This is a genomic window from Candidatus Polarisedimenticolia bacterium (assembly GCA_035764505.1).
Lineage (GTDB): Bacteria > Acidobacteriota > Polarisedimenticolia > Gp22-AA2 > AA152 > AA152.
In genome coordinates, this window is record DASTZC010000149.1 from 25,490 (window position 1) to 38,208 (window position 12,719).

General features: G+C 66.1%; 14 protein-coding genes. 1 reads left to right on the forward strand and 13 read right to left on the reverse strand.

Annotation, left to right across the window (positions count from 1 at the left end; translation table 11 throughout):
- Positions 1–5: 5 nt before the first annotated feature.
- From nuoK to ndhC, 9 genes are read right to left on the reverse strand one after another with little or no spacing between them, the layout of a single operon-like run.
- A complete protein-coding gene (nuoK, locus tag VFW45_10240; GenBank protein ID HEU5181164.1) occupies positions 6–305 on the reverse strand; it encodes an NADH-quinone oxidoreductase subunit NuoK in 300 nt (99 codons plus the stop codon).
- Positions 302–814, reverse strand: a complete 513-nt coding sequence (locus tag VFW45_10245) for an NADH-quinone oxidoreductase subunit J (protein ID HEU5181165.1) — start codon at positions 812–814, stop codon at positions 302–304. The genes nuoK and VFW45_10245 overlap by 4 nt, the downstream gene beginning before the upstream one ends.
- Positions 811–1,848 (reverse strand): NADH-quinone oxidoreductase subunit NuoH, encoded by a 1,038-nt coding sequence (gene nuoH, locus VFW45_10250; protein HEU5181166.1) that lies wholly within the window; start codon positions 1,846–1,848, stop codon positions 811–813. Before nuoH ends, VFW45_10245 begins: the two co-directional genes overlap by 4 nt.
- Positions 1,849–1,856: 8 nt before the next feature.
- Positions 1,857–3,506: a 2Fe-2S iron-sulfur cluster-binding protein gene (locus tag VFW45_10255; protein ID HEU5181167.1), complete on the reverse strand. Its 1,650-nt coding sequence runs from the start codon at positions 3,504–3,506 to the stop codon at positions 1,857–1,859.
- An 8-nt stretch (positions 3,507–3,514) separates the two neighbouring features.
- Positions 3,515–4,807 carry an NADH-quinone oxidoreductase subunit NuoF gene (gene nuoF / locus VFW45_10260; GenBank protein ID HEU5181168.1) on the reverse strand — a complete coding sequence of 431 codons (1,293 nt, stop codon included), beginning with the start codon at positions 4,805–4,807 and terminating at the stop codon, positions 3,515–3,517.
- Positions 4,804–5,271, reverse strand: coding sequence for an NADH-quinone oxidoreductase subunit NuoE (nuoE, locus tag VFW45_10265; GenBank protein HEU5181169.1), 468 nt, complete (start codon positions 5,269–5,271; stop codon positions 4,804–4,806). Before nuoE ends, nuoF begins: the two co-directional genes overlap by 4 nt.
- On the reverse strand, positions 5,268–6,476 hold the full coding sequence (gene nuoD, locus VFW45_10270) for an NADH dehydrogenase (quinone) subunit D (GenBank protein HEU5181170.1): 1,209 nt from the start codon (positions 6,474–6,476) through the stop codon (positions 5,268–5,270). Before nuoD ends, nuoE begins: the two co-directional genes overlap by 4 nt.
- A gap of 8 nt (positions 6,477–6,484) precedes the next feature.
- A complete protein-coding gene (locus tag VFW45_10275; GenBank protein ID HEU5181171.1) occupies positions 6,485–6,940 on the reverse strand; it encodes an NADH-quinone oxidoreductase subunit C in 456 nt (151 codons plus the stop codon).
- 4 nt (positions 6,941–6,944) lie between these two features.
- Positions 6,945–7,310 carry an NADH-quinone oxidoreductase subunit A gene (gene ndhC / locus VFW45_10280; protein ID HEU5181172.1) on the reverse strand — a complete coding sequence of 122 codons (366 nt, stop codon included), beginning with the start codon at positions 7,308–7,310 and terminating at the stop codon, positions 6,945–6,947.
- Positions 7,311–7,569: 259 nt separating this feature from the next.
- Between ndhC and VFW45_10285 the strand changes: the two genes are divergently transcribed.
- The gene (locus tag VFW45_10285; protein HEU5181173.1) at positions 7,570–9,057 is read left to right on the forward strand and encodes a hypothetical protein; all 1,488 of its coding nucleotides are present in this window, start codon (positions 7,570–7,572) and stop codon (positions 9,055–9,057) included.
- Between the two features lie 17 nt (positions 9,058–9,074).
- On the opposite strand, the gene VFW45_10290 is transcribed toward VFW45_10285, so the two are convergent.
- The 4 genes from VFW45_10290 to VFW45_10305 form a co-directional block, all read right to left on the reverse strand.
- Positions 9,075–9,728 (reverse strand): STAS domain-containing protein, encoded by a 654-nt coding sequence (locus VFW45_10290; GenBank protein ID HEU5181174.1) that lies wholly within the window; start codon positions 9,726–9,728, stop codon positions 9,075–9,077.
- A gap of 246 nt (positions 9,729–9,974) precedes the next feature.
- Positions 9,975–10,682, reverse strand: a complete 708-nt coding sequence (gene nuoB, locus VFW45_10295) for an NADH-quinone oxidoreductase subunit NuoB (GenBank protein ID HEU5181175.1) — start codon at positions 10,680–10,682, stop codon at positions 9,975–9,977.
- Between the two features lie 59 nt (positions 10,683–10,741).
- The gene (locus tag VFW45_10300) at positions 10,742–12,187 is read right to left on the reverse strand and encodes a hydrogenase (protein HEU5181176.1); all 1,446 of its coding nucleotides are present in this window, start codon (positions 12,185–12,187) and stop codon (positions 10,742–10,744) included.
- A partial coding sequence (locus VFW45_10305; GenBank protein ID HEU5181177.1) for a proton-conducting transporter membrane subunit occupies positions 12,184–12,719 on the reverse strand: 536 nt, incomplete at its 5' end. The genes VFW45_10300 and VFW45_10305, both read right to left, overlap by 4 nt.

Sequence of the window (12,719 nt, forward strand, 5' to 3'; positions counted from 1 at the left end):
CAGCCTCACCACTTCATCAGGTTGACGTCGTCGACGTCGACGCTCTGACGCTTGCGGAACACGGCGATGACGATGCCTAGCCCGACGGCGGCTTCCGCCGCCGCCACGGTCATCACGAAGAAGATGAAGATATGGCCCGCCATGGAGCGCAGCTCGTAGGCGTAGGCCGCGAAGGTCAGGTTCACGGCGTTGAGCATCAGCTCGATGCACATCAGGATGACGATGGCGTTGCGGCGCACCAGGACGCCCACCACGCCGATGGTGAAGAGCACGGCGGCCACCAGGGGAAGGAAGGAGGTGATCATGTCTCCTTCCTGCGCGCCAGCATGACCGCGCCGATCATCGCCACCACCAGCAGGACCGAGGCTGCCTCGAACTGGAGCAGATAATCGGTGAACAGCAGCCGGCCGATCTCCTCGGCGCCGCCGAAATCGCTCGAGAAGGACCCGGTGAAGGTCTCCACCGGTGCGCTGCGCCGCCACAGCGCCCGCCAGAGCACCGCCACCAACAGCGGCCCGCCCACGAAGGCGAGGGTCCGCTGGATCTTCCAGGTCGGCTTCGACACCTCCTCCTGGCGCAGATTCAGCAGCATCACCACGAAGACGAACAGCACCATGATGGCGCCGGCGTAGACGATGATCTGGATGACGAACAGGAACTGCCCCTGCAGGATCAGGAAGAAGAGCGCGATGCAGACCAGGTTCACGATCAGGAAGACGACGCTGACCATCGGGTTGCGATGGAACACCACCATCAGCGCCGAGAAGATCGCCAGGAACGCGATCACGTTGACCAGGAGCATCTGCACGCTCACAGCCACCCCTTCAGGATGGCATAGGCGGTGACGAAGATCTGGAACAGCGCCAGGGGGAACAGCCCTTTCCAGCCCAGGTCCATGAGCTGGTCGAACCGGAAGCGGGGCAGCGTCCAGCGGACCCAGACGAAGAGGAACAGGAAGAAGGAGGTCTTCAGGAGGAACGCGAGGACCTGGAGCACGGAGACGGTCCAGGCGGGAAAGCCTGCCCCCGCCAGCCCCGGCACCTGCCAGCCGCCGAAATAGAGCGTCACCATCAACGCCGAGGCGGTGATCATGTTGGCGTACTCGGCCATCATGAACATCGCGAATTTCATGCTGGAGTACTCGGTGTGGTACCCGGCCACCAGCTCCGACTCGCATTCGGGGAGATCGAACGGCGCGCGGTTGGTCTCGGCGAAGGCGGCCACCATGAAGATGAGGCAACCGAGCGGCTGGAAGAAGGCGTTCCAGTGGAAGCCCGACTGCGCCTCCACCACGTCGCTCAGACGCAGCGAGCCGGTGGCCATCAGGACGCCGATCACCGACAGCCCCATCGCCAGCTCGTAGCTGATCAGCTGCGCCGAGGAGCGCAATCCGCCCATCAGCGAGTACTTGTTGTTGGAAGACCACCCTGCCAGCGCGATGCCGTAGACCCCCATCGCCGACATGGCGAAGATGAACAGGATGCCGACATTCAGGTCGGTGACGCGCAGGTCGATATCGCGGCCGAAGAGGTGGATCTTGTTGCCGAAGGGGATCACCGCCGAGCCGAGAAGCGACGGGATGAAGATCAGCATCGGCGCCAGGATGTAGAAAGGCTTGTAGACGTGCGGCGGGACGACGTCCTCCTTGAAGAGGAACTTGATCCCGTCGGCAATCGGCTGGAGCAGCCCGGCGGGGCCGACGCGGTTGGGCCCGAGGCGATCCTGGATGATGCCGGCGACGCGCCGCTCCACCCAGGTCATATAGGTGACCGCCCCCATGACGAGCGCGATGACGAAGGCGACCTTCGCCACCGACTCGACCAGGAAGGCCATCGTCTCGGAATCCACCGTTTCTCCTAGCTCCGGCCTTCTATTGACGGGCCTCCCCGGCCCGTGAGCGCCGGCTCGATCGACACGCCGGCTTTGCCGAGCGCCGGGGTGTCCAGGCCGGAAAGGCCGGGGACCTGCGCCACCGCCCGGCGGAACGCCTCGCGGAAGCTCTTCGGGACCTCGAACGGCGCGCCCTCGAGACGCGCGGCGATCTCGTACAACGGCTTCCAGGCGGGATCTGCCTCGCCCGGCGGGCGCAGACCGGGGCGCAGCAGCTGCATCCTCCCCTGGAAGTTGACCAGGCTGCCGTCCTGCTCGCCGTAGGCGGTCACCGGCAGCGCCAGATCCGCCGCCTGCGCGGTGCGCGTGGCACGCCAATCCAGAACCAGCAGGAAATCGAGCGCCTCGCGCATCTTCTTCCCGCGCTCTCCGAGTCCCTCGAGGACATCTTCCCGCAGGACCACCAGGGCGCGGATCTTGCCCGTCTCCACCGCCGCGATCAGATCCTCGAGCTTGATGTTGGCGCCCCCGACGAGGCGGGCGCCGGCGGAGTTGGCCGTCTTGTCCTTGCGCAGGAGAAGGTCGTCGTCCTCGCCGTGCTCGTGCACCGGCAGCGCGATGCGGGTCCCCCCGACGCGCTGGATCAGCTCGCGCAGGGCGTGCTGCTCCTCGACGGTGGCATGGCCCGAGGTGATCGCGGCGACGGCGGCGCCGCCGTGCTGGCGGGCGATCTCGGCGAGCCGCGCCGCCGCCTGCTCCCAGGCCGACTCGGCCTGGAGGTCGCGTCCTCCTCCGGCCGCCTCCTCCGCGGCGGAGACGGCGCGCATCAGGCGATCGTCCACCTGGTAGCGCTGGTAGGAGAATCTCCCCTCGTCGCACATCCAGCTGCCGTTCACCGCGTCGTTTTCGCGCGGCTTCATCCGCCAGATGCGGTTCTCGTCGATCCCGAGGTTGACGTTGCAGCCGCGGGCGCAGCCGGCGCAGATCGACGCGGTGTTCTTGAGGAACCAGACGCGCTTTTTGAAGCGGAACTCCTTCACCGTCAGGGCGCCCACCGGGCAGATGTCTGCCGTGCAGCCGGAATAAAGGTTGTCGAGGCTGCGTCCGGGGAAGGTGCCGATGATCGAATGATCGCCGCGGTTGAAATATCCCAGCTCGCTGGTGTGGGTCACCTCGTCGCAGAAGCGGATGCAGCGGGTGCACTTGATGCAGCGCTCGGCGTCGAAGACGATGTGCGGTCCCAGCAGCACCCCCTTCTCGCCGTGGACCTTCTCCCCCTCGAAGCGGCTGCCGCCGGTGCCGAAGCGGAAGGAGTAGTCCTGCAGGACGCACTCCCCGGCCTGATCGCAGATGGGGCAGTCGAGCGGATGGTTGATGAGCAGGAACTCCATCACCCCCTCGCGGGCTTTTATCGCCTTCTCGCTGCGGGTGCGCACGATCATCCCGGGGGCGACCTTGGTGGAGCAGGCAATCTGGTTCTTCGGGACCTTTTCGATGTCGACGAGGCACATCCGGCAGTTGCCGGCGATCGACAGGCGCGGGTGGTAGCAGAAGTGCGGGATCTCGACGCCAAGCTTGCGCGCCGCCTCGATCAGGTTCGTCCCGGGCGGGACGGTGACCTCCTGGCCGTCGATGTTGAGCGTGACCTGATCGGTGGGCTGGGGCTGATCGGGCATGCTTTCCTTTACACCAGGACCGGCGACGGCTTCGCCAGGCACCGCTTGTTGTCGACGTGGTACTGGAACTCGTCGCGGAACGTCTTGACGTAGCTGCGCACCGGCATCGCCACGGCGTCGCCCAGCGGGCAGATGGTGTTCCCCTGGATCCGATCGCTCAGGTCCACCAGCAGATCCAGGTCGGAGGATTTCCCCTCGCCGCGCTCCAGGCGCTCGAGAATCTGGACGTACCAGCCGGTCCCTTCGCGGCAGGGGGTGCACTGGCCGCACGACTCGTGGGCGTAGAAGCGCGCCAGATTCAGCAGCGCGTCGACGATGCAGACGGAGTCGTCCATGACGATGACGCCGGCCGAGCCGAGCATCGTCCCGGCGGCGGCCAGCGAATCGAAATCCATCAGGACGTCGACCTTGTCGGCCGTCAGGATCGGCACCGACGAACCGCCCGGGATCACCGCCTTGAGCGGCAGGTCGCGCAGCATGCCGCCGCCATGCTCGTAGATCAGCTCCTTCAGCGGCACGCCCAACGGAAACTCGTAGACTCCCGGCTTGCGGACATGCCCCGACAGGCAATAGAGCTTCGGCCCGGAGTTCTTGGGGCGGCCGATGGCGGCGTACCAGCTCGACCCCATCTCCACGATCATCGGGACGTTGGCCACCGTCTCGACGTTGTTCACCGAGGTCGGCTTGCCGTAGAGCCCCACCTGCGCCGGGAACGGCGGCTTGAGGCGCGGCATGCCGCGCTTGCCTTCGAGCGATTCGAGCAGCGCCGTCTCCTCGCCGCAGATGTAGGCCCCCGCGCCGCGGTAGACGGTGATCTCGCAGTCATAGCCGCTCCCGAAGAGGTTCTTGCCGATGAAGCCGGCGGCCCGCGCCTCCTCGATCGCCTTCATCAGGATCCGGTAGGGATAGACGAACTCCCCCCGTATATAGATGTAGCCGTGCCGGCACCCGACCGCGTAGCAGCCGATGAGAAAACCCTCCAGGACCAGGTGCGGATCCCGCTCCATCAGAAGGCGATCCTTGAAGGTTCCCGGCTCGCTTTCGTCGGCATTGAGGACCAGGTACTTCTCGCCCGGCCCTTTCGGCATGAAGCTCCACTTCATCCCCGTCGGAAATCCCGCGCCGCCGCGCCCGCGAAGTCCGGAAGCCTTCACTTCTTCGATGACCTGCTCGGGAGTCATCTCCTTCAGCGCCCGCTCCAGCGCGCGATAGCCGCCCGACTCGCGATAGGCCGCGAGACTGGCGGAGTCGGGACGGTGGATGTTCTTGAGCAGCAGCGGGCGGTAGGCTTCGGGGCTCATTTCATTCCCGCCAGCAAGGCGTCGACCCTCTCCAGGGTCAGGTTCTCGTGGAAATCGTCGTTGACCTGCATCATCGGCGCGGTGCCGCACGAGCCGAGGCACTCCACCCGGACGAGCGAGAAGCGGCCGTCGGGCGTCACCTGCCCTTCCTTGATTCCATGCTTCTTGTCGAGATGCTGCAGGATCTCCTCGCAGCCGCGCAGCCGGCAAGACAGCGTCTTGCAGACCTGCAGGTGATGGCGGCCCGGCGGGGTCAGGCGGAACATGGTGTAGAAGGTCACCACGCCGGCGACGTGCGCCACCGGCACGGAGAGCTTCTCGGCCGCCCAGACCTGGGCTTCTTCGCTGAGGTAGCCCTGGTCCTGCTGAATGAGGTGCAGGATCGCCAGCAGCGCCGATTCGGGATGCGGGTACTCGGCGATCGCCGCGTCAATCTTGGCGAGCACTTCCTTGCTGGGCGTCACCGGTCCACCTCCCCCATGACGGGATCGAGGCTGGCCACGATCGCCACCAGATCCGAGATCATCATCCCCTTCGCCATCTCCGGGATGGCCTGCAGGCTGACGAACGATGGAGAGCGGATCTTCATCCGGTAGGGAGATTTCCCCTTTTCGCTCTTGATGTAGAAGCCCAGCTCTCCTTTGGGGGCTTCGATGGCCTGATAGACCTCGCCGGCCGGAGCCGGAAACCCTTCGGTGACGATGATGAACTGGTGGATCAGCTCCTCCATGCTGGTGAGGACCTTGCGCTTGGTCGGAAGGACCACCTTGGGATCGTCGGCGTTGACCGGGCCGGAGGGCATGCTGGCCACCACCTGCTCCAGGATGCGGACGCTCTGGCGCATCTCCTCGATGCGCACCAGGTAGCGGTCGTAGCAATCCCCCGTCGTGCCGATCGGCACCTCGAAGCTGTACTGCTCGTAGCCGGAATAGGGGAACGCCTTGCGCACGTCGTATTCCACCCCCGAGGCGCGCAGGTTGGGGCCGGAAAGGCCCAGCGCGATGGCGTCGGTCGCGGAGATCTTGCCGATGTTCTCGGTGCGCTTCAGCCAGATGTTGTTGCGCGTCAGCAGGTCCTCGTATTCCTTGATCGTCGCCGGGAAGGACTTCAGGAAGTCGTGCAACTGCGGCAGCAGCGCCGGCGGGATGTCGCGCGCCAGGCCCCCGACGCGCGGGTAGCTGGTGGTCAGCCGCGTGCCGGTGATCATCTCGATGAAGTTGTACAGCGTCTCGCGCTCGCGGAAGGTGTGGAAGAAGACGGTGGCGGCGCCCAGGTCCAGCGCCCCGGTCCCCAGCCACAGCAGGTGCGCCGAGATGCGGGCGATCTCGCAGCACAGGACGCGGATGGCGCGGCAGCGCGGCGGCACCTCCAGCCCGATCAGCTTCTCCACCGCCAGGACGAACCCGACGTTGTTCGACAGCGGCGCCAGGTAGTCGAGCCGATCGGTATAGGGGATGAACTGGTGGTAGGTCATGCTCTCGGCGATCTTCTCCATGCCGCGATGCAGGTAGCCGACGTGCGGGATGACGCGGCGCACCACCTCCCCGTCCAGCTCCACCACCAGCCGCAGGACGCCATGCGTGCTGGGGTGCTGCGGCCCCATGTTGATGGTGACCGTCTCGGGAGAGAGGGGATCCGGGGGTCTCGGCTGCGGCTCGATCTCGTGCATCGCCCGACTCAGGCCTCCAGCGGGAAGTCTTTGCGCAAGGGGTGCCCGTCGAAGTCGTCGGGCATCAGGATGCGCCGCAGATCGGGATGGTTGTCGAAGCGGATGCCGACCAGGTCGAAAGCCTCGCGCTCGTGCCAGTCGGCGCCGCGCCAGACGCCGGTGACGCTGGCGATCTTCCCCTCCTCGCCCAGTCGCGTGCGCAGCCGCAGCCGCCGGCGGCGCGGCAGCGAGAGAAGGTGATAGACGACCTCGTAGCTGTAGACCCGCTCCAGGTAGTGGATCCCGGTGATATCGACCAGGAAGTCGAACCCCATCTCCGGGTCTTCCTTCAGAAAGCGGCAGATATCGACGATCTTTGCGGCATCGACGACCAGCGTGTCCTCGCCGCGGAAGTAGACGACTTCCTGAAGGGCCTCGCCGAAGCGCTCCCGGACTTTTTCGACCTCGCGCGGCTCCGAGCCCATCGCCTCAGTCCCAGTCCAAAGCGCCGCGGCGCAGGATGTAGAGGTAGCCCAGCAGCAGCACGCCGATGAAGACCGCCATCTCGTAGAAGGCGGGCTCGCCAAGCTGGCGGAAGACGGTGGCCCACGGGAAAAGGTAGGCCGCTTCGATGTCGAACAGGATGAAGAGCATCGCCACCAGGTAGAACTTCACCGAGAAGCGATTGCTCTGCGCATCCTGGAAGGGGGGCAGCCCGCACTCGTAGGGGGTCAGATCGGTGTGCCCGCGCTTCGAGGCGCGCCGTCCCAGCAGCCACGAAAGAAGGATCATCCCGCCGGCCATCGCGACCGCGATGGTGGCCTGCACGAGGATCGGGAAGAAGTGGTCGGACACCGGGAGGGCGCTCCCCGTGATGGCCACGAAGGCGTGGAAGTCGCAGATGGGGCTAAAGAACCGGCGGAGATTAACATCGGGAAGCGCCGCCTGTCAACGAACGCAGGGCTTATCTTGCTCGCTCATCAGAGGTTGTCACCTTCTCGCCTCCCCACGATTTGCTCGGCGGCCGCCCGGGGATCGGCATATACTGAATTCTCAATTTCCCAAAGATGTCGAAGTGGGGTTCGGAGACAATCCGGGCCGGGAGGAGAATCCGATGCGCGAGCCGAAGAAGGTGCTGGCGTTCCGAGTAGGTGTCCTGTTCGTGTTAATGACCCTTTCGATTCGAACGACCTTTGCCACCTGCCCGATCATCGTCACCCCCTTCCACGGGTTATCCAGCTCTTTCGAGCAATGCGGTCCCAACGCTGTCGGCTTTGGCTGGTTTCATGGCCGGGCGGTTCAACGAATCATCGGGGCGTTCGATCAGGCGAATTCCGGGAATCAGGCTTCCGGCCACGATAGCGGTCCCAACCAGACCATCGGGGACAACATGTTCCTGGACGGCCCGAACGGAGGCCCGGGAAACGGGTCTTATCTGGCCGATGCCGATTTCTACGACCCCCGCTGGGACGGCTGCATCACCAACATCCCCGAGAATTCATCGGGCTGCAACGGTTCCGCCAACCTTGGGGTTCTGGATTTCGTTATCACCGGCGTGGATCCGGCAGTGCCAAACGTCGCGAGAATGGCCCTCCTTTCGGTCGATTTCAACGAGTACTTTCTGACACACATCCTGGACAATGCCGGCGCACCCGCCGTCGACGGCGATCCTTGCGGCGCCGACGCGCTCTCGTTTCTCACCTCTCCCGTGAATTGCACGCCGATTCCCGTTCCGGCAATCACCGGCGCGAGCCCGGCCTCCGGGGGCACCAATGTCCAGGTGTCGATCGGCTCGACCTCCGCCATCCCGCTCCTGGATGACTGCCTCATTGCGGAGGACAAAGCCAGCAACTGTCCCCGGAACCTGTATATCGGACGCGTTCTGATGTACCGGCACGGGGCATGCACGCCGGTGGCACCCGAGAGTATCGATCCCCGGGTATGGATTTACCCGGCACCGCCAGCCTCCGGGACGCTGACCGTGGTCCCGAACTGGCGGGTCTACAGCGTCGAGGACGCCAACCTGAACGGCCTTCTGGATGCCGGAGAAGATGGTATCCATGGCGGCACCGTGAACGGCGCCCTGGATCCTTTCATCATCCCCGGCACCGAAGTCACCAGCACCTCGATCTTCGTTCCGGCGGTCGCGGGCGCCTCCGACTGCATCTTTCTCGCCATGGCCATCGGGCTGGACAGCAACCATCTTTCGATCAATCCGCCGGCCGACACCCTTCTCGGCGAGATGGTGATCAGCCCTGAAGTGTCGTTCAACTCAACCCCCATCCCGGCTTCTTCGATCACGCCCGTGACCGACAAGGTCACCATGATCGGGACGAGCAAAATGCGCGGAGCGGTCACCGTCGACTGGGAAACCAGCGTCGAGCTCGTGACTGCCGGCTTCAACCTCATCGTCGTGAAGAACAACGGAGCGGAGTGGAAGCTCAATGATGCGCTGATCGCCGCCAAGGAAGGGACCTCCGGGCGCGGCGGCAGATACACCAGCTCCTACAACGCGGGCAGCCTGAAGGGAGCCCACGCCGTCTTCGTCGAACTCGTGAAGCTCGATGGCTCCAAGGAACGATTCGGACCTACGGACTGGTAGTCCAGCAGGATTTTCCCTCAGTGGCTTGACCCCGTCGAAAACTCGCGGGGCCCTGCAATACCGCCTTCCGAGGGGTCTCCGGCAAGCAGCGACTGGACGCGCTCCAGGGCCTTGAAGATGTCGGGCGCCAGGTTCTCCTCTCCCAGCCGCTCGACGAAGCCGGCGCGCCGCATGGTTTCCAGCGTCCTGGGGGAAACCGCCGACAGGACCAGGGCGACGTGGTGGCGGCGACAATCGTGCAGCAGCTCTTCCATGCTCTGCAGCCCGGTGGCGTCGACTGAGGGGACGTGCCGCATCCTCAGGATGAGCGCCTTGGGGCGCTTCTCGATCCGGCGAATGGCGTCGCGGAACCGATCCATGGCGCCGAAGAAGAGCGAGCCGTAGATCTCGAAGACCTCGACCTCGGGAGGAACCTCAAGGCGCGAGATGTCGCGCGTCTCCTCTTCCTCGTGATCTCCCAGGTTCTCGGTGATGACGCTCACCCGCGTCTCCTCCGACATCCGCTTCAGGAAGAGGAAAGAGGCCAGGATGACGCCCACCTGAATCGCCACGGTGAGATCGATCAAGACGGTCAGCAGGAAGGTGGACATCAGGACCAGGACATCGCCGCGGGGGCTGCGGAACAGCTTCAGGAAGGCACGCCACTCGCTCATGTTGTAGGCGACGATCACGGCGCGATCGAGCCGGTCGGCAGGAAGTGGGCGAGGTTCAGCGGCAGGGGCAAGCGCTCCCGGACTTTTTCGACCTCGCGCGGCTCCGAGCCCATCGCATTAGCCCCAATCCAGGGCGCCGCGGCGCAGGATATATAAGGTAGCCCAGCAGCGGCACGCCGATGAAGACCGCCATCTTCTGCGCATCCTGGAAGGGGAGTTGAGCCAGGTTTCTTTGTCGAGGGCGGTCACTTCAGGTTTCTCATCTCAGCGGGGGCTGTCTTCGATGCGTCCGAGCAGGCGCAGGAGTCCGTCGAGGAGCGTCAGGGGGTGCGGCGGGCAGCCGGGCACGAACAGGTCCACCGGCACGACGCTCTCGACCCCGTCGTGCACCGCGGAGAGGCCGCGGAAGGGACCTCCGCTGATGGCGCACGCCCCGACCGCGATGACGAGGCGAGGCGACGCGACTGCCTTCCAGGTCTTCTCGAGGGCCAGCCGCATGTTCTGCGTGACCGGTCCCGTGACCACCAGGCCATCGGCGTGGCGGGGGGAGGCGACGAACTGGACTCCGAATCGGGCGAGATCGAACACCACGTTGCCGAGCGCCTGAAGCTCGGCCGTGCAGGCGCTGCAGTCGCCAGCCGAGACGTGGCGCAGCTTGAGAGAGCGCCCGAGAAGCTTCAGCATCTTGCGCTCCAGCGCGGCGGCGAGCTTCACGCCCTCGGAGAGCGCCAGATCCTCCCGGGTGCGCGACGCCATGCGGTGGTCGCGACCGTAGGTGATGGCGCCCTCCGGACAGCCTTCCACGCAGTCCCGGCAGAAGACGCATCGTCCCAGATCGATGCGGGCGGAGCCGGGGCCCCCATCGACGAGGATCGCATCTGTCGGGCAGGCGTCGGCACAGGCCCGGCAGCCGTCGGGGCAGCGGCCCGTGTCGATCACCGGACGCCCGCGGACGTTTTCCGGCATCGCCATCCGCTTGTCGGGAAACCTCATGGTGCGGTGCCCCTGGTGCCAGCGGATGGTGGGCAGGCTCACAGGTCGTGCCCCGCGTAGGAGAGGTTGAAGCTCTTGTTGCACAACGGAAAATCGCTGATCTGCGTGCCGCGCATGGCGAGCGTCAGGGCGGTCCAGTTCTGAAACGAGGGATCCTTGATTTTGTAGCGGGCGAAGCGCCCGTCCTCGCCGGTGAGAGCGACATGCGCGATCTCGCCGCGCCACCCCTCCACCAGCGAGACGGCGAGGCGCCCCGGAGCCGGCGGACCGCACGCCGCGCGAATCGCCCCGGCAGGCAAGGCGCGAAAGCCCTCGATCAAGTACTCCAGCGAGTGCTGGGTCTCCATCCAGCGCACGTGGGAGCGGGCGAAGACGTCGCCGGTCATCGCTATGGCCACCGGGATGGGCGGCGCCGACGCGCCGGGGGGCGGGTGGTCACGCCGCACGTCGCGCGGCGTGCCGCAGGCCCTGGCCGCCGGTCCCAACAGCGCCAGCGCATTGCACTCCTGGCGCGTCAGTACGCCGGTCCCCTCGATCCGGGAGCGCACCGAGGAGGTCTCGAAGAACAATCCGGCCACTTGCCGCAGCTCGTCGCGCGCCCGGCTCAGACGCCGCGTGGCATCGTCGGCGAGCTGCGCCGGAACATCGCATAGCACGCCGCCCGGGCGAATCAGTCCCCTGCCGTAGCGATTGCCGCTCAGGGTCGCCAGCAGGTTGAGGAACTCGCCGCGCAGACGGCCGAACCAGGCGGCAGTGGGAAGAAACCCGATGTCGGCTCCCAGCGCGCCCAGATCCCCCACGTGATTCGCGACGCGCTCCAGCTCCAGGGCAATGGCGCGGATCGCCTGCGCCCGCGGCGGTGCGATGCTGCCGGAGAGGGCCTCCACCGCCAGCGCGTACGCCAGCGCGTGGCCGATCGTCGTGTCGCCCGCAGCGCACTCGGCCAGCAGCGCCGCGCGCTTGTCCGGCCCGTTCTCCAGCGCCTCCTCGACGCCGCGATGCTGGTAGCCGAGATGAATCTCCAGGCTGAGCACCTTCTCCCCGTGGCATTGCAGGCGGAAATGTCCGGGATCGATGAGGCCGGCGTGCACCGGGCCCACGGCGACCTCGTGGATTTCCTCCCCTTCCACCTGGAAAAACGAGTAGGGCGCCGCGTGACTGCGCAGCGGCTTGAGCCAGGGATGGCCTTCCATGTGCACGCCGTGCTGCTCGCAGATCTCACGCTCGAAGTTGTGGGCCTGGGGGCAGTCAGGCGTCAGGGAGAGGAAGCGATCGCCCACGTCGCTCGCCAGGGCGGCGAGCGTCCCGGCCGCATCGTCCGCCAGCACCGCATAGAGGCGCACCCCTTCCCCCAGCGGCCGGCCGAAGAAGGCGACGATCCTCCCCCCTTCGGCCCCGCGCAGGACGGCGCGGCGAAACTCCTCGGGCGGAAGCACGGGAAGGGCCCGCTCCTCGATCGAGGTGCCGTTGCGCAGCGCTTTCACGGCAGCATCTCCAGCGATTCGCCGGCGCGTGCCAGCAGGGCGCTCAGCGCGGGCGGCACGTAAATCCCGAGCACCAGGACCGTGGCCGCGAGAGCCAGGGGCGGGAGCACGGCCGAGATCTCCTCCCGCTTCCCCGTCCGGCGCGGCAGCAGCGCCGGCGTCTCGCCCGGCTGGGCCATGCGCAGCACGATGGCCAGCATGCCGATGAATATCACGGTCAGCAGGGCGAGGTAGATCACGGCCACCAGCGGATGCCCGCCGTCGAGGGCGGCCTTCAGGATCACCAGCTCGCTGAGAAACACTCCGAAAGGTGGCGAGCCGGTGATGGCGAGAAATCCCGCGACCCACAAAACCCCCGACCACGGGATCACGCGCACCATGCCGCGGACTTCGAGCGCCGATTTGGTCCGGTAGGCGGCGAGCACGTTGCCCGCCACCAGGAAGAGGCACGCCTTGGTCAGCGAGTGATTCACGGCGTGCAGCATCGCTCCGTAACGGCCGTCCCCGCCCAGTCCCACCCCCAGAGCGAGGA

Bases quoted from the DNA above. Each gene is read 5' to 3' on its own strand.
- nuoK (HEU5181164.1), bottom strand. From the start codon at position 305: ATGATCACCTCCTTCCTTCCCCTGGTGGCCGCCGTGCTCTTCACCATC.
- VFW45_10255 (HEU5181167.1), bottom strand. From the start codon at position 3,506: ATGCCCGATCAGCCCCAGCCCACCGATCAGGTCACGCTCAACATCGAC.
- nuoF (HEU5181168.1), bottom strand. From the start codon at position 4,807: ATGAGCCCCGAAGCCTACCGCCCGCTGCTGCTCAAGAACATCCACCGT.
- nuoD (HEU5181170.1), bottom strand. From the start codon at position 6,476: ATGCACGAGATCGAGCCGCAGCCGAGACCCCCGGATCCCCTCTCTCCC.
- VFW45_10275 (HEU5181171.1), bottom strand. From the start codon at position 6,940: ATGGGCTCGGAGCCGCGCGAGGTCGAAAAAGTCCGGGAGCGCTTCGGC.
- VFW45_10285 (HEU5181173.1), top strand. From the start codon at position 7,570: ATGCGCGAGCCGAAGAAGGTGCTGGCGTTCCGAGTAGGTGTCCTGTTC.
- nuoB (HEU5181175.1), bottom strand. From the start codon at position 10,682: ATGGCGATGCCGGAAAACGTCCGCGGGCGTCCGGTGATCGACACGGGC.